We start from the raw sequence: 19,853 nt of genomic DNA, 5'->3' as shown, positions 1-19,853 counted from the left end.
GCGTTCAGGGTGTCCGTACCTATATGAGGTTCGGGCAGGGGTAACTTGGGGAATAGGTGTCGTAGTGACGAAGGTCGCGACGCAGTTCGTCTTGGCGGGCGCCGCCGCGCTGATCCTGACCGGATCGGCTTCGCTGGCTCATGCCCAGACCAAGACCCGCACCGCGCCGGCCACCGCCGACTTCACCGTCAAGAACGACTTCACCGCCTCGCAAGGCGCGCCGTTCAGCCCGCAGAACCCCAAGAAGACCCTCGAATTCGACGCCCGCAAGGGTAAGTGGGGCCTCAAGCTCGACCTCGACCAGCCCGTGGGCCGCGAGATGGAGCTGAAGGACGTCCAGGCCGGGGCCTATTACAAGGTCACCCCGTCGATCCGCGTCGGCGGCGCCGTGGCCCTGGGCGAGAACAACCCCGTGGCCGCCGCCCGCAAGAACGAAACCCGCGAGCCCGCGCCGCGCGTGAAGCTGGAAACGGCGTTCAAGTTCTGATCTTCGGCGCTCAGCCGCCGAACCCCTCGATCCCCGCCAAGCCGTAGACGCCCGCGCCGACCAGCGCGCCGGCCGTTTTCGCATTGACGCCGCCCAGGGCGTAGATCGGCAGGGCCGCGCCCGCCGCGATCGCGGACAGGCCCTCGACGCCCAGCGGCGCGCCGGCCGAGGGGCTGTTGCTGGGAAAGACCGGCGAGACCACCACCGCCTCCACGCCGACCGTCTGCACCGCCCGCACGGCCGGGGCGTCGTGCGCCGCCGCCGTGATCCGCCACGAGGGATGATCTCTGCGAAGCTCGGCGGCGCCGTCCGCCAGCCGCTGGGGCAGGTGAACGCCGCCTGCGCCGATCGCCTGCGCCAGGGCCGGATCCGCGCCCGCCAACAGCAGCAGGCCGCGCGCTCGGGCGATCGCCGCCAGACGCAGGCCGCGCTCGACCGCGTCGGCCGCGTCGAAGGGCCGATAGACGATCCCCGCTCCGGCCGGCAGGCGCTCGGCGACGGCCTCGGGATCGGGAACCCGCAAGGGATCGGTGAAAAACAGCAGGCGCGGCAGGGGATCGCCCGACCAGACCCATGGGCGAAGCCGCGCGGCCGTTCTAGAGAGGGTCTCCAGACTGCCTGTTTCCTGGTCCGACATGTCGCAAGCCCTGAACGCCATCCGATCCCGCATCGCCGCCGCCGCCCTTGCGGCCAGCCGGCCCGCCGACGCCGTCCAGCTGGTGGCGGTGTCGAAGCTGCAGCCCTGGGACCATATCGCCCCTGTGTTCGACGGGGGCCAGCGGGTTTTCGGCGAGAACCGCGTGCAGGAGGCCAAGGAGCGCTGGACGCCGCTGCGCGCGCAGATCGAGCTGCGGCTGATCGGCCCCTTGCAGACCAACAAGGCCCGCGACGCCGTGGCCTTCTTCGACGTCATCGAGACCCTCGACCGCGAGAAGCTGGCGCGGGTGCTGGCCGACGAAGCCCAGGCGCAGGGGAGGGCCCCTCGCCTCTACGTCCAGGTCAATACGGGGCAGGAGCCGCAGAAGGCCGGCGTGACGCCGGGCGAGGCCGACGCCTTCGTGGCCGCCTGCCGGGACGTCTATGGGCTCTCGGTGGAGGGCCTGATGTGCATCCCGCCGGCCGATGAAGATCCCGCGCCGCATTTCCGCATGCTGGCCGACATCGCCGCCCGCAACGGCGTGACCAGGCTCTCGATGGGCATGAGCGACGACTTCGAGACCGCCATCGCGTGTGGGGCCACCTCGGTGCGGGTGGGCTCGGCGCTGTTCGGCTCCCGTTGATCCCTCTCCCCCTGCGGGAGAGGGTGGCCTCCCGAAGGGAGGTCGGGTGAGGGGTCGACGATCCCGTCAACCGCAACGGCGGGCAGGCCAGGGAGCGGTCTTTCAAATTTGAGAGACCCCTCATCCGTCGACTTCGTCGACACCTTCTCCCGCAAGGGGAGAAGGACTATTCCGAAATCCCGATCGCGTCCCCCGGCGCGGCCTTGCCCAGCAGCGCCTCGATATCCGCCCGCGCCAGGGCCACGCAGCCCTCGGTGCCGGGATAGCCCTCGCGCGCCAGATGCAGGAAGATCGCCGAGCCCAGGCCCGGAACCGGCGGGTCGTCGTTGTGGGCCAGGATCCCGACCAGGTCGTAGACGCCGTCGTCGCGCCACATGCGCTCGGCGCTGGCGGGGTAGGGCAGCTTGACCGGGCGGTTGTAGTTCGGATCGCCGGGCGCGTCGCACCACCCGTCGTCGGGCGCGATCGGCGCGATCGGCAGGGCCGTCTTCGGGCCGTCCGGATAGACGTCGGGGCGGTAGAGCACCTGGCGGATCGCCCAGGTTCCCAGCGGGCTCCTGTTGTCGCCCTCGCGCTTGTCGGCGGCGGCGACGACGCCGGCCTTGCCCAGGGCGCAGCGCACGATCCGGCCGTCGCCGAGGTCGATGGTTCCGTCCGAATGCGCCTGGAAGATCATCGCAAACCCCGCTCCCGCAAGCCGCGCCCCTTGGCGCCGGGCCTCGTAGCGGTCATGTTCCGCCTCATGGCGCAACGCAAGACCCTGCTTCTCATCGACGACGACGACGACCTGCGCGGCGCCTTGGCCGAACAGCTCGCCCTGCACGAGGAATTCGCCGTGGCCGAGTGCCCGACCGCCGGCGAAGGCGTGCGGCAGGCCCGCGAGATCAAGCCGGACCTGATCCTGCTCGACGTCGACCTGCCCGACATGGACGGCCGCGAGGCCTGCCGGCTGATGCGCAAGAACGGCGTCACCGCGCCGGTGATCATGCTCACCGCCGCCGCCAGCGACAGCGACACGATCCTGGGCCTGGAATCGGGCGCCAACGACTATGTCACCAAGCCCTTCCGCTTCGGCGTGCTGCTGGCCCGCATCCGCGCCCAGCTGCGCAGCTACGAGGCCTCGGAAGACGCGCTGTTCCGCATCGGTCCCTACGAGTTCCGCCCCTCGGCCAAGCTGCTGGTCGACGACAAGCAGAAGAAGGTGCGGCTGACCGAGAAGGAGACCAACATCCTCAAGTACCTCTATCGCGCCGGCTCCAAGCCGGTGTCGCGCGAGGAACTGCTGACCGAAGTCTGGGGCTACAACGCCGGCGTCACCACCCACACGCTGGAGACCCACGTCTATCGCCTGCGCCAGAAGATCGAACCCGATCCGGCCACGGCGCGCATCCTGATCACCGAGGCGGGCGGCTACCGGCTTCAGCCTTAGCCTTCACGGAAGCCAAAAAAGAAAGGCCCGGAGCATCGCTGCTCCGGGCCTTCTTCGTTTTCGGGGTCGTCAGCCTGAAATCAGGCGTTGCCGACCTGACCGGCGTCGGCCTGGGCCTTGCGCGCGGCATAGACGCCGGCGAAGTCGATCGGGTCGATCAGGAAGGGCGGGAAGCCGCCTTCGCTGGTGACGTCGGCGATCAGGCGACGGGCGAACGGGAACAGGAAGCGCGGGCACTCGATCAGCAGGACCTGCTCGAGGGCCTCTTCCGGCACGCCGGCGATCTGGAACAGGCCGCCATAGACGACTTCGACGTGGAACACCGCCTGGCCGTCGCGCTCGGCGCGGGCCGACAGCTTCAGGTCGACTTCGAACAGGCCGTCGGCGCGACCGCGGGCGTTCATCTCGACGCCCATGTCGATGGCCGGCTGGGTGGCCGAGGCGCGCAGCGAGTCCGGCGCGAGCGGGTTTTCGAACGACAGGTCGCGAACGAACTGGGCGACGATGCGGATCCCGGCGGCGGCCGCTTCGTTGTCGTCCTGGGCGGCGGGCGGAGCGCCGTTGGTATCGGTCATGAAGGGTTTTTCCATACTCGGCGCGGCATATCGGCCGTTAGGCGTGAGCGGCGCTGCTAACATGCGGGAGAACGCCGTGCAACGTCAGGCGCCTGACGCGGGCGGTCGCTTGGCCTATATAGGAAGGCTGTCGTCTCAATCGACGGCCCCGATGCGGAACTTGTCGTGCTTGAACTGATCGTCTTCGCGGTGCTCGCCGCCGTCGTCCTCTACCAGCTCTACGCCACTCTCGGTCGCCGGGTGGGGCGTCAGCCCGAGGACACGCCCGCCCCCGTGGCCGCCCCGGCCGCAAACCGTCCGGCCGACAGCGCCGAGGCGGCGATCCCGGTCAACGCCACGGGCCTGGCCGCCCTGCGCGCCCGCCAGCCCGACTTCGATCCCGCCCGCTTCCTGTCGGGCGCCCGCTACGCCTACGAGATGATCCTCAAGGCTTTCGCCCAGGGTGACCGCGAGACGCTGAAGCCGCTGCTGGCGTCCGACGTGATGGCCAATTTCGAAGGCGCCATGGCCGCCCGCGAAGCCGAGGGCCGCACCGAAAGCGTCGAGATCCTGGCTCCGCCGCGCATGGACCTCGACAGCGCCGAGGTGCAGGGCGACACCGCCCGCGCCGTGGTGCGGATCCTGGCCGAGGTGCGCACGCGCTCGACCAGCGCCGCCGGCGAGGCGGTCGACGACCGCCGCACGGCCGACCTGTGGACCTTCGAGCGCGACCTCAAGAGCCGCGACCCCAACTGGACCCTGGTGCGCGTCGCGGTCGCCGAAGCCTGATGTTGCGTTCCGTCCTGACGATCGCGGCGGCCGCCCTGGTGCTGGCCGCCTGTACGACGACCGCGCCGCCGCCGCCCGTCACCCCGACCACGCCGCCGACGACGCCCACCAAGCCTGCTCCGCAGCCGCCGACGACGCCGTCGCCGGCCAGCTTCGCGGCGCTGCAAGGCTGGAACGAGGAAGACCACGCCGCCGCCCTTCAGGCCTTCCGCGAGACCTGCGGCGTCGCCAAGGATCCGGCCACGGCCGAGGTCTGCCGCCGGGCCAAGGCCGCCGGCCCGGTCGACGACGCCCGGGCCCGCCAGTTCCTGGAAGCCAACTTCCGTCCCGAGGCCGTCGCCGGCCAGGGCCTGCTGACCGCCTATTTCGCTCCTGAGTACGAGGCGCGCATGTCGCGCTCGGCCGAGTTCAGCGCCCCGATGCGCGGCCGGCCGGCCGACCTGGCCATGCTCGACCTCGGCGCCTTCGACCCCAGCCTGAAGGGCAAGACCGTGGCCGGCCGCGTCGCCGGCGCGACCTTCGTGCCCTATGACGACCGCGCCGCCATCGAGGCCTCGCCGCTGGACCGGCCGCTGGCCTGGATGCGGCCCGAGGACCTCTTTTTCCTGCAGATCCAGGGCTCGGGCGTGCTGACCCTGCCCGACGGCCGCCGCGTGCGCGCGGCCTTCGCCGCCCACAACGGCAAGCCCTTCGTCGGCATCGCCACGGCCATGCGCGACCAGGGCCTGCTGAGCGACGGCAACACCTCGGGCGAGGCGATCCGCGGCTGGCTGGCGGCCAATCGCGGCCCCAGGGCCGATGCGATCATGCAACTGAACCCGCGCTACATCTTCTTCCAGACCCTGCCCGACGACGGCCGCCAGGCAACGGGCGCGGCCAACGTGCCGCTGCCGGCCGGCCGCGCCATCGCCGTCGACCCCAGCCAGCACGCCATGGGCGGCCTCTTCTGGATCGACGCCAGCGCCCCGAAGCTGGCCGGCGCCTTCCCGACCTATCGCCGCGCCGTGGTGGCGCTGGACACCGGCGGGGCGATCAAGGGCCAGGTCCGCGCCGACCTCTACATCGGCACCGGCCAGGCGGCCGGAACCGAGGCCGGCCGCGTGCGCCACGACCTGCGCCTGTGGCGGCTGGTCCCCCAGCCCCAGCCCTAGCACCATGAGCAAGCGGCGGCCGCCGGATGACGATGGCCAGCGCCTCTGGCGGCTGGTGGCCTCGACGGTGACGGGGCGCGCGCCTGAAAAGGCGCTGAAGATGCGCGACAAGGCCCGTATCCGTCCCGGCAAGGCCGAACTCCTGGCCCACGCCGCCGACGTCGAGCCTCCGACCCACCTGGCCTCGGTGGCGCCGCTGCGCATCGATCCGTCCGAGATCAAGGCGCTGAAGGCGAAGCCCGCGCCCAAGCCGCCGCCCGAGGGCATCGAGCCCAACCGTCGCCGGCGCATCGTCAAGGCGCACGACCCGATCGGCGCGCGGCTGGACATGCACGGTCTCGACCAGGACCAGGCCCGCGCCACGCTGGAACGGTTCATCCGCCGCGCCTGGGACGAGGGTCACCGGGCGGTGCTGGTGATCACCGGCAAGGGCAAGGTCGGTCACGGCGTCCTGCGCCAGCGCACGCCCGAATGGCTGGCCGATCCGACCCTGCGCGAAATGATCGCCGGGGTGTCGCAAGCGGATCAGCGACACGGCGGCGAGGGGGCGCTCTACGTGGCGCTGAAGCGGAAGGGTTGAGCGCCGGCCAGGGGGAGGGAAGCCGCCATTGCATCGGCCGTTTCCAAGCTCCACCATGGCGACATGGCAGATGAGTTTTCACCCGATGTCATTCGGTCGCCCGAAGAGGTCGCCAGGAGAGCGTTGGCGTTATTCTCGGTTGTCGGGGTGGCCCTCGGCGCTCCGAGAAGCGACGTTCTGGACTGGCTGAAAGAGACGGGCGTCAGCGCCGATCTTTCGCCATCGGAGGATCGATTTCTGGCGACCTCGACGCCGCCGCGTCAGCAGTTGATCGACAGCGGATGGCTATCCGAACGGCTGGCCGTGCTTTGCTGGGCGCTTGGCGAGGTGAGCGAACTGCCGCCTTCCGACCAGCAATATGACCCCGCTGTCTTTCAGGATCTGCTTCCGCCGTTTGCTGACGTGGACACCGCGAGCTTTATCGCCAACGCCAAGCTGCGATCCGACGAGGCGTTGATCACCAAGGCGGACGAACTGCTGGGCCACCATTGGGAAGCCAGGAACGCCAAGCTGACCGGCATGGCTCCCGCGATCCCGGTCGATATCGAGATCGTTCAGGAGCGCCACCATGCGATCAACTGGGTGATCGGCTACGACGGCGCTGCGTGGGATGAGGTGACGACGGATACCTGAAAGGTCCGACAGGCGCCGGCAGCTGAGAGGTCAGCCGCCCCGCGACGCCTTCTCGGCGTGCCCCGAGGTACCCTCGCGGGCTTCCAGCTTCTCGGCGACGGCGTCGAGCGGGACGCCCGAGGCGGCCATCAGGGCCAGCCAGTGATAGAGCAGGTCGGCGCTTTCCGAGGCCAGGGCTTCAGGCCCCTGCGCGACGGCGGCGATCACCGTCTCGACGGCTTCCTCGCCCAGCTTCTTGGCGGCCAGGGCCGGGTCGTTCAGCAGCTTGGCGGTGTAGGACGCCGTGGGGTCGCCGCCCTTGCGGCTCTCGACCGTGGCGGCCAGCCGCTCCAGGACCTCGAACAGGCGGCTCATGCGGCGGTTCTCGCAGGGTCCAGGCGCACCGGCACGCCGGCGGCGGCCATGGCCTGCTTGGCCTCGCCGATCGAGATCTCGCCGAAGTGGAAGATCGATGCGGCCAGCACGGCGGCGGCGTGGCCGTCGCGGGCGGCTTCGACCAGGTGCTCGGTCTTGCCGGCGCCGCCCGAGGCGATCACCGGCACATTGACCGCGCCTGTCACCGCCTGGAGCAGAGGGATGTCGTAGCCGATCTTGGCGCCGTCGCGGTCCATCGAGGTCAGCAGGATCTCGCCCGCGCCGCGCTCGACCACCTTGGCGGCCCAGTCGACGACGTCGAGGCCGGTGTCCTTGCGGCCGCCATAGGTCCAGACGTTCCAGCCCGAGCCGTCGGGACGGGCCTTGGCGTCGATGGCCACCACCACGCACTGGGCGCCGAAGGCGTCGGCGCCGGCGGCGATCAGGTCGGGGTTCTCGACGGCGGCGGTGTTGGTCGAGACCTTGTCGGCCCCGGCCAGCAGCAGGCGACGCATGTCGGACACCTGGCGCACGCCGCCGCCCACCGAGACGGGCATGAAGCAGACCTCGGCGGTGCGCGATATCACATCCAGGATCAGGCCGCGGCCCTCGCTGGAGGCGGTGATGTCGAGGAACATCAGCTCGTCGGCGCCGGCCGCGTCATAGGCGGCGGCCTGTTCGACCGGATCACCGGCGTCGCGCAGGTCGACGAAGTTGACGCCCTTGACGACCCGGCCGTCCTTGACGTCGAGGCAAGGGATGATCCGGGTCTTCAGCATCAGGCGGCCGCCGCGACCAGCGCTTCGGCCGGCTTGATGGTGCCGGCGTAGAGCGAGCGGCCCAGGATGGCCCCGGCGATCTCGACGCCCTTACGGGCCTTGAGGCGCTCGATATCGGCGACTGCCGCCACGCCACCGGAGGCGATGACCGGGATCGAGACGGCGTCGGCCAGTTCGCCCACGCCTTCGACATTGACGCCGGTGAGGGCGCCGTCGCGGCTGATGTCGGTGACAATCAGGGCGGCCACGCCCACGTCCTCGAAGCGCTTGCCCAGGGTGATGGCGTCGATGTCCGACAGGCCGGTCCAGCCGTCGATGGCGACCTTGCCGTCCCGCACGTCGACGGCCACGGCGATCTGCTCGGGCCACAGGCGGGCGGCCTTGCGGACCAGCTCCGGATCGTGGACGGCGACGGTGCCGAGGATGACGCGCGAGACGCCGGCCTCGATCCAGGCCTCGATGCCTTCGAGCGTGCGGATGCCGCCGCCCAGCTGCACCGGGATCGAGATCGACTCCAGGATCGACTGCACCGCGGCCGTGTTGACCGACTTGCCCTCGATGGCGCCGTTCAGGTCAACGACGTGCAGCCACGAGAAGCCGTCCTTGACGAAGCGCTGGGCCTGGTCGGCCGGGCTGTTGTTGAAGACCGTGGCCTTGTCCATGTCGCCGTGCAGCAGACGCACGCACTGGCCGTCCTTCAGGTCGATGGCGGGATAGAGGATCATGGGCGCCATTCCAGGAAGTTGGCGAGCAGGGTGAGCCCCGCGGCTTGTGATTTTTCAGGGTGGAATTGTACGCCCGCGACATTCCCCTTGGCCACCGCCGCGACGAAGGCGCCGCCGTGGTCGCTGGTCGCCACCACGTCGGCCGGATCGGCCGCGTCGAGCGCGAAGGAATTGGCGTAGTACATGTGGGCGCCGTCCTCGATGCCCGTAAACAGGGCATGAGCGCGCGAAAAGGCGATCGCGTTCCAGCCCATGTGCGGGATGGTCAGCGACGGGTCGGACGGGGCGAGCTTCTTCACCTGGCCGCCGATCCAGTCGAGGCCCGGCGTGACGCCGAACTCGAGACCTTCGGTGGCCAGCAGCTGGTGGCCGACGCAGATGCCCATGAACGGCGCGCCGCGCTGGTGCACGGCCTCGTTCATGGCCTCGTAGACGCCCGAGGCGTCGAGGCCCGCGCGGCACGAGGCGAAGGCGCCGACGCCGGGCAGGAACACCCGGTCGGCCTTGGCCACGATGGCGGGATCGGTGGTGACGACGATGTCGGTGGCGACGCCACGCCGGCGGGCGGCCTCTTTCAAGGCCTTCTCCGCCGATCGCAGGTTGCCCGACCCGTAGTCGATCAGGGCGAGGGTCTGCATGGTATGAGCCTTACAGCACGCCCTTGGTCGACGGCGCTTGGCCGCCGGTCTTCGGGTCGAACTCCACCGCCTGGCGCAGGGCGCGGGCCAGGGCCTTGAAGCCGCTTTCCGCCACGTGGTGGGTGTTGTCGCCGTAGAGCGTCTCGAGATGGATGCACGCGCCGCAGTTCATGGCGAAGGCGTGGTGGAACTCCTTGAAGAGCTCGGTGTCCATCTCGCCGACCTTGGGGCGCTTGAACTCGACCTTCCAGATCAGATAGGCCCGATTGGACAGGTCGATGGCGCAGCGCGTCAGGGTCTCGTCCATCGGGATATAGGCGTGGCCAAAGCGCCGGATGCCCTTGAAGCCATCCAGCGCCTTGTTGATCGCCTGACCCAGCACGATCCCGGTGTCTTCCACCGTGTGGTGCATGTCGATGTGCAGGTCGCCCTTGGTCTCGATCTTCAGGTCGAAGCCGCCGTGCCGCGCGAAGCTCTCCAGCATATGGTCGTAGAAACCGATGCCGGTGGAGATCGTCGAGGCGCCGGTCCCGTCGAGATCGATCCAGACCCGGATCTGGGTCTCTTTCGTCTCGCGGACCACTTCAGCGGTGCGGGCCATGCTTCGTCCTTGAAGGTCGGTGAAGACCTTGGGGTGGTTAGAGTCCGTTCTGGGCGGCCAGGTCGCGCAGCTTGACCTGCGGACGCGGACCGTAGTGGGCGATGACCTCGGCGGCGGCCAGCGAGCCCAGCTTGCCGCAGTCGGCCAGCGAGCGCCCCTGGGAGAGGCCGTAGAGGAAACCTGCGGCGTATTGGTCGCCCGCGCCCGTCGTGTCCACGACTTTTTCCACGGGGAAGGCCGAGATTTCGTGGAAGTGCTCGCCCGAGGCGATCACCGAACCCTTTTCGCTCCGGGTGACGGCGGCGATCTCGACCCGCTTGCCCAGTTCCTTGACGGCGGCGTCGAAGTCGTCGGTCTGGAAGAGGGCGCACACCTCGGAGGCATTGGCGAAGACGATGTCGCACTGGGTCTCGACGAAGCCGAGCAGGGCCTCGCGGTGACGGTCGACGACGAAGCTGTCCGACAGGGTGATGGCGATCTTGCGCCCGGCGCCGTGCGACAGGGCCGCGGCCTTGGCGAAGGCGCGGCGAGCTTCCAGCGGGTCGAACAGATAGCCTTCGAGATAGGCGTACTGGGCGCCTTCGATGATCGCCTGGTCGACATCGGCGGCGGTCAGTTCGACGCAGGCGCCCAGGTAGGTCGACATGGTGCGCTGGGCGTCCGGAGTGACGTTGATCAGGCACTGGGCCGTGGCCGGGCCGCCGACCAGAGGCGAGGTGGTGAAGACGCCGCCGATGGCGCGCATGTCGTGGGTGAACACCCGGCCCAGCTGGTCGTCGGCGACCTTGCCGATGAAGGCGGCCTTGCCGCCGAAGCTGGCCACGCCGGCCAGGGTGTTGGCCGCGCTGCCGCCCGAAGCCTCGATGCCGGCCGCCATGGAGTCGTACAGGCTGGCGGCGCGGGTCGTGTCGATCAGCGCCATCGAGCCCTTCACCAGGCCTTGGGCGTCGAGGAAGGCGTCGTCGCACTGGGCGATCACGTCGACGATGGCGTTACCGATGGCGGCGACGTCGTAGAGGGCGGTCATGGCTGCTCGTGTGTTCCGGGAGGATTGACCGACCGCAAGTAAAGGAAGGGGAGGGCGCTGGCAACGTAGGCTTGGGCGACGCAGGCTTGGGGCGACGCAGGCCTTGCCCCGCGCCCCGCGGCTTTCTAACCCTTGGGGCATGAGCATCACCCAGCCCGACGTCCTGATCCTGGTTCCCGCCGCCGACGAGCCGCGCTTCGCCCAGAGCTGGCCGCCGCTGTTCGAACGCCTGGCCGCGCCGCTGCGGGCCCAGGGCCTGTCGGTCGCCTCGCGGTCCTGGACCGATCCGGTCGAGGCCGGCGGGCAGGAGATCGTCCTGCCTCTGCTCAGCTGGGGCTATCACCACCGCGAGCCCGAATGGTACGCGCGCCTCGACGCCCTGGAGGCCGCCGGTGTGCGGACCGCCAACCCGCCCGACCTGCTGCGCTGGAACACCGCCAAGACCTATCTTGCCGAACTGGCCGCCAAGGGCGCGCCCGTGGTGCCGACCATCACCCTCGACAAGGTGACGCCCGAGGCCGTCGCTCAGGCGCGCGAGCGCTTCCAGGTCGACCTCGTCGTCGCCAAGCCGCAGGTCTCGGGCGGCTCGCACCGCACGGTGAAGCTTGGTCGCGACCCGGACCTGACCGACGCCCCGACCGGCCCGGCCCTTATCCAGCCGTTCCTGCCGGCGGTGGGCGAGGAGGGCGAGCTGTCGCTGTTCTTCTTCGACGGCGCCTTCAGCCACGCGGTGACCAAGGTCGCCGTTCCCGGCGACTTCCGGGTGCAGCCCCAGTTCGGCGGCAAGGTCAGCGAGATCGCGCCCGAGCCCGAGGCGCTGCATGCGGCCCATATGGTTCTGGACGCGCTGGCCCGGCCGCTGACCTATGCCCGCATCGACCTGATCCGGGGTCTCGACCACACCCCGCAGCTGATGGAACTGGAGATCATCGAGCCGGACCTCTTCCTGCAGCACGCCCACGACCACGGCGCGGCGTTCGCAAAAGCGGTGAAGGCGTCGCTGTAGAGGCGCCCAGCCGCCCACCCCGAAAACCGCCTCGATTGCTTTTGCTGTTTCGATAGAGACAGCCTATATCAGAGCCATGCTCCCGACCCTTCGCCAGATGCAGTACCTGAAGCTCCTGTCCGAGCACGGCTCGTTCAGCCGGGCGGCCGAGGCCTGCTACGTCACCCAGCCGACGCTGTCAGCGGGGATCCAGGAACTGGAGAAGATCCTCGGCGCACCGGTGGTGGATCGCGCGCGCTCGGGCGTGATCCTGACCGCCGCCGGCCAGGAGGCCGTGCGCCGGGCGACTTCGATCCTGGCCCAGACCGAAGACCTGGTGCAGGCCGCGCGCGGGGCGGGACAGCCGCTGGCCGGGCGCTTCCGCCTGGGGGTGATCCCGACCGTGGCGCCGTACCTCCTGCCGCGCGCCCTGCCGATGCTGCGCGATCAGTTCCCCAAGCTGCGCCTGTTCCTGCGCGAGGACCTGACCCAGCGCCTGATCGCCTCGCTGAAGGCCGGCTCGCTGGACGCGGCCCTGATCGCCTTGCCCTACGACATGACCGGCCTGGACTGGGCCCACGTGGAGCACGACGAACTGCTGGCCGCCGCCCCCGCCAACCACCCGATGGCCATGCAGGACAGGGTCGACCCGGCCAGCCTGGACGGCCAGGACGTTATCCTGCTGGAAGACGGCCACTGCCTGCGCGACCACGCCCTGGCCGCCTGCGGACTGGAGCCGCCCAAGGGCGTCGGCGACGAGGAGAGCTTCGCGGCCACGTCTTTGCCAACCCTGGTGCAGATGATCGGCTCGGGCCTGGGCGTGTCGTTCCTACCGGCCATGGCCGTGCAGGCGGGCCTGGCCGAGAACGCGCCGGTGACCGTGCGGCCGCTGGCCACCGCCCAGTCGACCCGCGAGATCGTCGTGGCCTGGCGGGCCGGCTCCAGCCGCGCCGCCGAAGGTCGCCTGCTGGCCGAGACCCTGCGCGCGGCTTGAGACGCCGCACGATTATTCAATACCGCCGTTCTTCCAACCTGCGACCAATCCGCCGTCGGCGCGTTCAGGGCCGGGGATTGGAGGACATCGGATGAACGCGGCGAAGATGGCGGCCCTGCTGGGCTTGGCGACGATGGCGACCGGCTGCGTGAGCCTGTCGCGCAGCGCGGCGGTCGAGGACCTGCCCAAGGATTGGAAGACGCAGACCCGCGTCGCCGAGGTGCGGCTGACGCGCGGCGACCTGAAGGTCACCGAGGGTTTCGACGCCCTGTTCAAGCAGCGCGTGCAGGCCAAGCTGGACGGCTGCGCCAAGGGCGAGCGGCCGCTGCGGCTGGAGGTCAAGCTCGACCGCTTCGACAAGGCCAATCCGGCCATGACCGCCCTCGTCGGCGGCGCCAACGTGCTGCGCAGCCAGGCCCGGCTGGTCGATACGCGCACCGGCAGGACCGTCGGCGACTACGCCATCGGCAAGACCATCGTCGGCTCGCGCCTGGCGGTCATCAAGATGGGCGAGGCCGAGGAACAGCTCAGCGACGCCTTCGGCGAGGAGCTGTGCGCCCAGGCCTTCCCCGCCGCCGTCGCATCCCGATAGCATCAGATATATCTAAATAGCTCTTGACGCCGATCAGTTTCGATATATCTATCATTTCGATATAACGAAACTGCATCGAAAGAGCACACATGTTTGGACGACATCATCACCATCACCACGGCCGCCACGGCGGTCACCACAGCCGCCATCCGTTCGGCTTCGACGGCCGCGAACACGGCGGCATGGGCGGACGGGGCTTCGGCCGCGGCGGCCCGCGCGGGCGCTTCTTCGATCACGGCGACCTGCGCCTGGTCGTGCTGAAGCTGATCGCCGACAAGCCCAGCCACGGCTACGAACTGATCAAGGCGGTCGAGACCGCGGCCGGCGGCGCCTACAGCCCCAGCCCGGGCGTAATCTATCCGACCCTGACCCTGCTGGAAGAGCTGGGCTACGTGGCCGCGACCGACGCCGGCGGCGGAAAGAAGCTCTACACGATCACCGATGAGGGCCAGGCCTTCCTGGAAGCCAACGCCCAGCCGGTGAACGGCCTGTTCGCGCGCATGGCCGAGGCCGCCTCGCGCAGCGCCGCCTTCGCGCCGCAGATCCTGCGGGCCCGCGAGAACCTGAAGACGGCCCTGCGGTTGAAACTGCACGCCGGAAGCCTAAGCTCCGAGCAGATCGGCGCCATCGCCAAGGCGCTGGACGACGCCGCAACGCAGATCGAAGCTGTCTGAACCGGGCCGGAACAGAGGAGCACATCTCATGCAAAGCCACGCTCGCCTCGTCACCGACAAGGCCGCCCGCTACATGACCCAGCTGGCCAAGCACTGGGGCCACAAGTTCGAGGTCGAGCTGACCGAGACGACGGCCCTCTTCCCGCTGCCGCTGGGCCCGTGCCGGATGACCGCCGACGCCGAAGGCCTGGACATGACCGTCGAGGCCGAAGACTTCGAGGCCCTCGCCAAGCTGGAGCAGGTGGTCGCCGACCACATCCTGCGCTTCGCCTTCCGCGAAGGCGTCGAGAAGCTGAACTGGACCCGCGCCCGCGAGGCCGGCCACATCGACCCGCCCAAGGCGCGCGGCGGCCTGGGGCTGGGGGTCTGAGCCTTCCGCCCTCCCCTCCCGCTCGTCATCCCGGCCGAAGCGAAGCGTAGAGCCGGGACCCAGGGGCCGCCGCCACAGCGTTGAAGCAAGCGCCGCGCCCAGTCCCCTGGGTCCCGGATCGGCCTCTGGCCGTCCGGGATGACGCGGAGAGTTGGAGCTAAGCCGGCTCCAACCCCGCCAGCAGTTTGGTCAGCAATCCGCTCAGCGCCTGCTGCTCACTAGCGTCCAGCGCCTCGAGCAACGTCCGCTCATTGTCGATGTGCAGGGGCAGGATCTTGTCCAGCAGCCCCCTGCCCTCCTCCGTCAGCGCCACCAGCGTGCCGCGCCGGTCGCTGGGATGCGGACGGCGCTCGACCAGGTTCATCTTCTCCAGCCGGTCGATCCGCGCCGTCATGCCCCCCGACGAGACCATGGCCGTCTCATAGAGGTCGGTCGGGGTCAGGGCGTAGGGCTCCCCTGCCCGGCGCAGGGTGGCCAGCACGTCGAACTCGCCGCGCTGCAGGCCGTGGGCGGCGAACAGTGGGGCCAGGCGCTCCTTGAGCACGATCTCGGCCACCTCGCAGAGGCGGCCGACCAGCTCCATCGGGAACGGATCCAGGTCCGGCCGCTCGCGCCGCCACTGGACCGAAGCCGCGCCTGCGCGGTCATGACGCTTGGCTTTCGCCGCCATCGGATATATCTCGCCATCAAGATACTTTCCGACGAGATATATCGTGGTCCTCGCCTACGAAGAAGACGCCAAGGCGCGTAAAAGCGCCTCTCTTTCCGCGCGTGCCGCCAAAAGCGGCGCCCTGCTCACCATCGCGGCGATCGTCGTGGCGGCCCTGAACCTGCGCCCGGCCCTGGCCGCGCTTGGCCCCGTGCTCGATCAGGTCAAGGCTGCCACCGGCGCCTCCTCGGCGGCGGCGGGCCTGCTGACCACCCTGCCGATCCTGCTGATGGGCCTGGGCGCCCTCTTGGCCGCGCCGCTGCGCCGGGCCCTGGGCGAGCGCCTGGGCGTGGCCATCGGCCTCTTGGCCATCGCGCTGGCCTGCGGCCTGCGGGCCATTTGGCCAACCACAGCAGGCCTCTTCGCCAGCGCCGCCATGGTCGGCGTCGGGGTCGCCGCCGTTCAGGCCTTGATGCCCGGCTTTATCAAGCGGACGACCGGCGAGGGCGCGCCGCGGATGATGGGCCTCTACACCACCGGCATCATGGCCGGCGCCGCCGTGGCCGCCGCCATGGCCACGGGCGTCACCCGCCTGGCCGGCTGGCAGGTGATGTTCGGCCTGTGGGCCGCGCCCGCCGTCCTGGCTCTGGCGCTGTGGATGCGCGCCGCGAGGCGCGAAACGGCCGCCCCGGCCGGCGGCCCGCTCGCCCTGCGCCAAGCGTCGATGTGGAAGAGCCAGCGCGCCTGGCTGCTGCTGACCTTCTTCGGCATCGGCACCGGCGCCTACACCCTGGTGCTGGCCTGGTTCCCGCCGTTCTACGCCAGCCGCGGCCTGACCGCCGACCAGGCCGGCTACGCCCTGTCGGCGCTGACAGTCTGCGAGGTGCTGGCCGGCCTGACGGTCTCGGCCGCCATCGCCCGCCGCCCCGACCGCCGGCCGCTGCTGGCGGCGGCCCTGGCCTCGCTGTTGGCCGGCATCGCCTGCCTGCTGCTTGCCCCGTGGCTGGTGCTGCCGACCGTCTGCCTCTTGGGCGCGGGCATCGGCGCGATCTTCCCGCTGTCTCTGATCGTCACGCTGGACCACGCCGGCGACCCGGAAAGCGCCGGCGACCTGATGGCCTTCGTCCAGGGCGGCGGCTACGTCATGGCCAGCGTCATGCCGTTCTTCGCCGGCTGGGTGCGCGACGCCTCGTCCGACCTGTCCGGCGCCTGGCTGCTGATGGCGGCCGGCGTCGTGGCGATGATGGCGATGACCGCGCGCTTCAAGCCGGGCGCGCGGGTCTTAAGCCGCTAGAACAGGCCCAGCGACGGGCAGAGGTCGGCGATCTTGCAGATCTCGCACTTGGGCTTGCGCGCTACGCAGATGTAGCGGCCGTGCAGGATCAGCCAGTGGTGGGCGCGGGTCTGGTAGGGCCCGGGCACCACGCGCATCAGATCATCCTCGACCGCGTCGGGGGTCTTGCCGGCCGACAGCTTGAGGCGATGCGAGACGCGGAACACGTGGGTGTCGACGGCGATGGCCGGCTCGACGTCCAGCTCGTTCAGCACCACGCTGGCGGTCTTGCGGCCCACGCCCGGCAGGCTTTCCAGCGCCTCGCGGTTCAGCGGCACCTGGCCGCCGTAGCGGTCCATCAGGATGTGGGCGGCGGCGATGACGTTCTTGGCCTTGGTGCGGAAGAGGCCGATCGAGGCGATGTAGGAGATCAGGCCGTCTTCGCCCAGCTCGAGCATCTTTTCGGCGCTGTCGGCGACCTGGAACAGCGGGCCGGTGGCCTTGTTGACCTGGACGTCGGTGGCCTGGGCCGACAGGGCCACGGCGGTGACCAGCTCGTAGGGGTTGGAATAGTTCAGCTCGGTCTTGGGGCGCAGCTCCAGGCTCTCGAAGCGCTCGAACAGGATGCGCACGCGTTCGCGCTCGGCGGCGGTGATCCGCTTGCCGGCGGGACGTTTCTTGACGAGGGATTTGGTGGCGGCCATCGGCGGCGACCATGCCGTGATGCGGCCCGCTCGCCAAGGCGGCGCGAGGGGCGTAGACCTTTGGCATGGCCGCCGCGCTCTACATGGACGCCGTGATCCGCCCCAACCGGTCGCTGAGCCGCGCCGGCATGGCCGTGGTGCTGGCCGTGGCCGTCGCCTTCAACCTGATGATCGCGGTGTTCCTGCTGGTGATCGGCGCGCCGCCGGTGCTGCCGTTCCTGGGGCTGGACGTCCTTGCGCTATGGCTGGCCCTGCGCGCCAGCAACCGCGCCCTGTCACGCTCGGAACGGGTGAAGGTCACGGCCGAAGCCATCACCGTCAGCCGCGAGGACGACCGGGGCGCCAAGGTGGTGTGGACCTCGCCGACGGCCTTCACCCGCGTCGACCTCGACCAGCCGGGCGAGCACGAGAGCCGCGTGCGCCTCTTCATGTCGCGCCGCCGCCTGACGCTCGCCCGGGCGCTGAGCCCCGAGGAGCGGGTGGCCTTCGCCCGCGCCCTGGAGCGGGCGATCAAGGCGGCGCGGGCCGAGCGCTACGCGTGAGCCAGGACAGGCGGCGCAAGAACCGGGCGGACGCCCTGCCCCGGTCGGCGTAGAGTGCGGCGATGGCCCTCGATCTCGTCCAGTCCGAACCTTCCGCGTCCGAAATCCTCGCGCGCCTGGCCGAACGCTCGGCCGATTACCACCGCATGGCCACCGCCCTGGACTGGCTGGCCCAGCGCTGGATGGAGCGGCCGTCGCTGGACGAGGCCGCCGACGCGGTGGGTCTGTCGCCGTTCCACTTCCAGCGGATCTTCACCCGTTGGGCCGGCGTGAGCCCCAAGACCTTCGTGGCGGCCATCGCCCATGCCGAGGCCCGCCGCTCGCTGGAGGCCGGGGCCAGCGTGCTCGACGCGGCCTATGACGCGGGCCTGTCGGGGCCCTCGCGGCTGCACGACCTGTTCATCGCCCAGGAGGCGGCCACGCCGGGCGACGTGCGACGGCGCGGGGCCGGCATGACCCTGCGCTGGGGCTGGGCCCCTACCCCGTTCGGCCGCGGGCTGTTCGTGCTGGCTGAGCGCGGCCTGGCGGGCCTGGCCTTCTCGGACGGCGATGACGACTTCAGCTTCGCCGACATGCACCGCCGCTGGCCCGGCGCGGACTGGGTGCGCGACGACATGGCCGCTCAGGAAACGGCCCTCAAGGCCTTCGGCGCCGGCGAAGGCCCCCTGCCCGTGGTGCTGATCGGCTCGCCCTACCAGGTGCAGGTGTGGAAGGCGCTGCTGCGCATCCCTGCCGGCGGCACGGCCACCTACGGTCAGGTCGCGGCCTGGGCCGGCAAGCCCAAGGCCTTCCAGGCCACCGGCGGGGCCATCGGCGCCAACCCGATCTCGCTGCTGATCCCCTGCCACCGGGCCATCGCCAAGGACGGCCGGCTCACCGGCTATCACTGGGGCCTGGCCCGCAAGGCCGCGATCCTGGGCCTGGAAGCGGTGGCGACGCGCGAGGTGGCCTGAGCGCCATTCACGATTCGGAACAAAAAGGGAACGTACGTCCGAACTCGACGTCGCAGCGAGTCATTCTGGCCCGTAACCGCGATGCGGGGTCGAGTAACGGGTGGAGCAATGGAACCGGAGGTACTGAAGGAATTGGCGGTCGTGTTGTCGGCGGTGGCCGGCGTGGTGACGGCCTTGGCCGGATTGGTATGGGCGTTTCGGCGGCGGCCTTGATGGGCGCCATATTCTTCTCGTCATCCCGGGCGAAGGCGCGAACGCGCCGCAGACCCGGGACCCAGGGGTGACCACACTGCGCCGGCTCCTGGGTCCCGGCTCTCCGCTGCGCGGAGCCTGTCCTCGGGCGCGCTTCGCGCGACCCGGGGGGCCGGGATGACGAGAATTTTTCGCCTCAGGCCGTGCCGAGGAAGTCGCGCTTGCCCAGCACCACGCCGTTCTCGCGCAGGATCGCGTAGGCGGTTGCGAGGTGGAAGTAGAAGTTCGGCATGGCCTGGGCGGTCAGGTAGTCGAGGGCGTTGTGCTCGGTGGTCTCGCCACGGCGGGTCAGGGCCACGGTGCGGTCCTCGGCGCCGTCGAAGGCGGCGGGATCCAGGCCCTCGACATAGGCGATGGCGCGGGCGACGCGGGCCGACAGGTCGGCGAAGCTGGTCTCGGTGTCATCCCAGGCCAGAACCTCCACGCCGGCCAGGCGGGCGCTGGCGCCCTTGGCGAAGTCGGTGGCGATCTGCACCTGGCGGATCAGCGGGAACATGTCGGGATAGAGCCGCGCCTTCAGCAGGGCCTCGGGGTCGAGCTTGCGCTCTTCGACATGGGCGGCGGCCTTGGCCAGCACGCCCGACAGGCCCTTCAGCCCTTGGACGAAGACGGGAACGCTGACGCGGTGGGCGGTGATGGTCATGGGAGCTCCGGTATGGCTTGGCGCCGGATGTAGGGTGGTTCGGTGACAAGCGCAGCCCTGAGGCGGCGAACCTCCCCCACAGGGGGAGGTTCCTTGAGGTTGGGCGCGGCTTCGCATGCTCCCGCGTTCGCACGCGTTAGGTCGGGGAGGCGCGGAGCGGCCGGGCGGAGCCCGGAGACCGTGTGTTTGTTTAGC

27 protein-coding genes are annotated in these 19,853 nt (G+C 70.1%); 15 read left to right on the top strand and 12 right to left on the bottom strand.

What is annotated here, in order from left to right:
• The first annotated feature begins 64 nt into the window (after window positions 1-64).
• Window positions 65-487: an NtrZ family periplasmic regulatory protein gene (locus P7A99_RS23190; RefSeq protein WP_240621631.1), complete on the top strand. Its 423-nt coding sequence runs from the start codon at window positions 65-67 to the stop codon at window positions 485-487.
• Between the two features lie 10 nt (window positions 488-497).
• On the opposite strand, the gene P7A99_RS23185 is transcribed toward P7A99_RS23190, so the two are convergent.
• The gene (locus P7A99_RS23185) at window positions 498-1,124 is read right to left on the bottom strand and encodes a thiamine phosphate synthase (protein WP_277796086.1); all 627 of its coding nucleotides are present in this window, start codon (window positions 1,122-1,124) and stop codon (window positions 498-500) included.
• Between P7A99_RS23185 and P7A99_RS23180 the strand changes: the two genes are divergently transcribed.
• Entirely contained in the window at window positions 1,123-1,767 is a 645-nt protein-coding gene (locus tag P7A99_RS23180; RefSeq protein WP_277796085.1) for a YggS family pyridoxal phosphate-dependent enzyme, read from the top strand. The two genes, P7A99_RS23185 and P7A99_RS23180, sit on opposite strands and share 2 nt — an antisense overlap.
• Window positions 1,768-1,933: 166 nt before the next feature.
• Here P7A99_RS23180 and P7A99_RS23175 read toward each other — a convergent pair whose 3' ends face one another.
• Window positions 1,934-2,443, bottom strand: coding sequence for a L,D-transpeptidase family protein (locus tag P7A99_RS23175; RefSeq protein ID WP_277796084.1), 510 nt, complete (start codon window positions 2,441-2,443; stop codon window positions 1,934-1,936).
• A 66-nt stretch (window positions 2,444-2,509) separates the two neighbouring features.
• On the opposite strand from P7A99_RS23175, the gene P7A99_RS23170 reads away from it, so the two are divergent.
• A complete protein-coding gene (locus P7A99_RS23170; RefSeq protein WP_058347127.1) occupies window positions 2,510-3,196 on the top strand; it encodes a response regulator transcription factor in 687 nt (228 codons plus the stop codon).
• Window positions 3,197-3,276: 80 nt separating this feature from the next.
• Here the strand turns inward: P7A99_RS23170 and secB are convergent, their stop codons facing one another.
• Entirely contained in the window at window positions 3,277-3,771 is a 495-nt protein-coding gene (gene secB / locus P7A99_RS23165; protein WP_277796083.1) for a protein-export chaperone SecB, read from the bottom strand.
• Window positions 3,772-3,936: 165 nt separating this feature from the next.
• Here secB and timA point away from each other — a divergent pair, with 165 nt between their 5' ends.
• The 4 genes from timA to P7A99_RS23145 all read left to right on the top strand — a co-directional run bounded on the left by timA (window position 3,937) and on the right by P7A99_RS23145 (window position 6,903).
• Window positions 3,937-4,539, top strand: coding sequence for a TIM44-related membrane protein TimA (gene timA / locus P7A99_RS23160; protein ID WP_277796082.1), 603 nt, complete (start codon window positions 3,937-3,939; stop codon window positions 4,537-4,539).
• The gene (gene mltA, locus P7A99_RS23155; protein ID WP_277796081.1) at window positions 4,539-5,690 is read left to right on the top strand and encodes a murein transglycosylase A; all 1,152 of its coding nucleotides are present in this window, start codon (window positions 4,539-4,541) and stop codon (window positions 5,688-5,690) included. Before timA ends, mltA begins: the two co-directional genes overlap by 1 nt.
• A 4-nt stretch (window positions 5,691-5,694) precedes the next feature.
• Entirely contained in the window at window positions 5,695-6,270 is a 576-nt protein-coding gene (locus P7A99_RS23150; RefSeq protein ID WP_277796080.1) for a Smr/MutS family protein, read from the top strand.
• Window positions 6,271-6,333: 63 nt separating this feature from the next.
• A complete protein-coding gene (locus P7A99_RS23145) occupies window positions 6,334-6,903 on the top strand; it encodes a DUF4272 domain-containing protein (protein WP_277796079.1) in 570 nt (189 codons plus the stop codon).
• 30 nt (window positions 6,904-6,933) lie between these two features.
• Here the strand turns inward: P7A99_RS23145 and P7A99_RS23140 are convergent, their stop codons facing one another.
• The 6 genes from P7A99_RS23140 to P7A99_RS23115 are packed head-to-tail and all read right to left on the bottom strand — an operon-like array spanning window position 6,934 to window position 11,027.
• Window positions 6,934-7,257 carry a phosphoribosyl-ATP diphosphatase gene (locus P7A99_RS23140; RefSeq protein ID WP_277796078.1) on the bottom strand — a complete coding sequence of 108 codons (324 nt, stop codon included), beginning with the start codon at window positions 7,255-7,257 and terminating at the stop codon, window positions 6,934-6,936.
• The gene (gene hisF, locus P7A99_RS23135; RefSeq protein WP_277796077.1) at window positions 7,254-8,036 is read right to left on the bottom strand and encodes an imidazole glycerol phosphate synthase subunit HisF; all 783 of its coding nucleotides are present in this window, start codon (window positions 8,034-8,036) and stop codon (window positions 7,254-7,256) included. Before hisF ends, P7A99_RS23140 begins: the two co-directional genes overlap by 4 nt.
• Window positions 8,036-8,770: a 1-(5-phosphoribosyl)-5-[(5-phosphoribosylamino)methylideneamino]imidazole-4-carboxamide isomerase gene (gene hisA, locus P7A99_RS23130; RefSeq protein ID WP_161934944.1), complete on the bottom strand. Its 735-nt coding sequence runs from the start codon at window positions 8,768-8,770 to the stop codon at window positions 8,036-8,038. Before hisA ends, hisF begins: the two co-directional genes overlap by 1 nt.
• A complete protein-coding gene (gene hisH / locus P7A99_RS23125; RefSeq protein ID WP_277796076.1) occupies window positions 8,758-9,399 on the bottom strand; it encodes an imidazole glycerol phosphate synthase subunit HisH in 642 nt (213 codons plus the stop codon). Before hisH ends, hisA begins: the two co-directional genes overlap by 13 nt.
• A gap of 10 nt (window positions 9,400-9,409) precedes the next feature.
• Window positions 9,410-10,000 (bottom strand): imidazoleglycerol-phosphate dehydratase HisB, encoded by a 591-nt coding sequence (gene hisB, locus P7A99_RS23120; RefSeq protein ID WP_101713144.1) that lies wholly within the window; start codon window positions 9,998-10,000, stop codon window positions 9,410-9,412.
• A gap of 37 nt (window positions 10,001-10,037) precedes the next feature.
• The gene (locus tag P7A99_RS23115) at window positions 10,038-11,027 is read right to left on the bottom strand and encodes an adenosine kinase (RefSeq protein ID WP_277796075.1); all 990 of its coding nucleotides are present in this window, start codon (window positions 11,025-11,027) and stop codon (window positions 10,038-10,040) included.
• Window positions 11,028-11,166: 139 nt separating this feature from the next.
• On the opposite strand from P7A99_RS23115, the gene P7A99_RS23110 reads away from it, so the two are divergent.
• The 5 genes from P7A99_RS23110 to P7A99_RS23090 all read left to right on the top strand — a co-directional run bounded on the left by P7A99_RS23110 (window position 11,167) and on the right by P7A99_RS23090 (window position 14,642).
• A complete protein-coding gene (locus tag P7A99_RS23110; RefSeq protein ID WP_277796074.1) occupies window positions 11,167-12,033 on the top strand; it encodes an ATP-grasp domain-containing protein in 867 nt (288 codons plus the stop codon).
• 76 nt (window positions 12,034-12,109) lie between these two features.
• A complete protein-coding gene (locus P7A99_RS23105; RefSeq protein WP_277796073.1) occupies window positions 12,110-13,006 on the top strand; it encodes a hydrogen peroxide-inducible genes activator in 897 nt (298 codons plus the stop codon).
• Window positions 13,007-13,097: 91 nt separating this feature from the next.
• Window positions 13,098-13,598, top strand: coding sequence for a hypothetical protein (locus P7A99_RS23100; RefSeq protein WP_277796072.1), 501 nt, complete (start codon window positions 13,098-13,100; stop codon window positions 13,596-13,598).
• Between the two features lie 89 nt (window positions 13,599-13,687).
• Window positions 13,688-14,272, top strand: coding sequence for a PadR family transcriptional regulator (locus P7A99_RS23095; RefSeq protein ID WP_277796071.1), 585 nt, complete (start codon window positions 13,688-13,690; stop codon window positions 14,270-14,272).
• Window positions 14,273-14,300: 28 nt separating this feature from the next.
• Window positions 14,301-14,642, top strand: a complete 342-nt coding sequence (locus P7A99_RS23090; RefSeq protein ID WP_277796070.1) for a DUF2218 domain-containing protein — start codon at window positions 14,301-14,303, stop codon at window positions 14,640-14,642.
• Window positions 14,643-14,799: 157 nt separating this feature from the next.
• Here P7A99_RS23090 and P7A99_RS23085 read toward each other — a convergent pair whose 3' ends face one another.
• Entirely contained in the window at window positions 14,800-15,312 is a 513-nt protein-coding gene (locus tag P7A99_RS23085; protein WP_277796069.1) for a MarR family winged helix-turn-helix transcriptional regulator, read from the bottom strand.
• 43 nt (window positions 15,313-15,355) lie between these two features.
• On the opposite strand from P7A99_RS23085, the gene P7A99_RS23080 reads away from it, so the two are divergent.
• A complete protein-coding gene (locus P7A99_RS23080; protein ID WP_277796068.1) occupies window positions 15,356-16,585 on the top strand; it encodes an MFS transporter in 1,230 nt (409 codons plus the stop codon).
• On the opposite strand, the gene nth is transcribed toward P7A99_RS23080, so the two are convergent.
• Window positions 16,582-17,268 (bottom strand): endonuclease III, encoded by a 687-nt coding sequence (nth, locus tag P7A99_RS23075; RefSeq protein ID WP_277796067.1) that lies wholly within the window; start codon window positions 17,266-17,268, stop codon window positions 16,582-16,584. The genes P7A99_RS23080 and nth overlap by 4 nt on opposite strands.
• A gap of 65 nt (window positions 17,269-17,333) precedes the next feature.
• On the opposite strand from nth, the gene P7A99_RS23070 reads away from it, so the two are divergent.
• Together P7A99_RS23070 and P7A99_RS23065 are read left to right on the top strand one after the other, a co-directional pair.
• The gene (locus P7A99_RS23070) at window positions 17,334-17,810 is read left to right on the top strand and encodes a DUF2244 domain-containing protein (protein WP_277796066.1); all 477 of its coding nucleotides are present in this window, start codon (window positions 17,334-17,336) and stop codon (window positions 17,808-17,810) included.
• Between the two features lie 62 nt (window positions 17,811-17,872).
• On the top strand, window positions 17,873-18,763 hold the full coding sequence (locus P7A99_RS23065; protein ID WP_277796065.1) for a bifunctional helix-turn-helix domain-containing protein/methylated-DNA--[protein]-cysteine S-methyltransferase: 891 nt from the start codon (window positions 17,873-17,875) through the stop codon (window positions 18,761-18,763).
• 388 nt (window positions 18,764-19,151) lie between these two features.
• Here the strand turns inward: P7A99_RS23065 and P7A99_RS23060 are convergent, their stop codons facing one another.
• Window positions 19,152-19,658, bottom strand: a complete 507-nt coding sequence (locus tag P7A99_RS23060; protein ID WP_277796064.1) for a DUF1993 domain-containing protein — start codon at window positions 19,656-19,658, stop codon at window positions 19,152-19,154.
• Window positions 19,659-19,853: the final 195 nt, after the last annotated feature.

Origin of the sequence: Caulobacter endophyticus (assembly GCF_029543245.1) — a bacterium.
GTDB classification, from domain to species: Bacteria; Pseudomonadota; Alphaproteobacteria; order Caulobacterales; family Caulobacteraceae; genus Caulobacter; species Caulobacter endophyticus_A.
The sequence above is the reverse complement of the archived record's forward strand: the minus strand, read 5'-3'. Positions and strand labels throughout refer to the sequence as shown.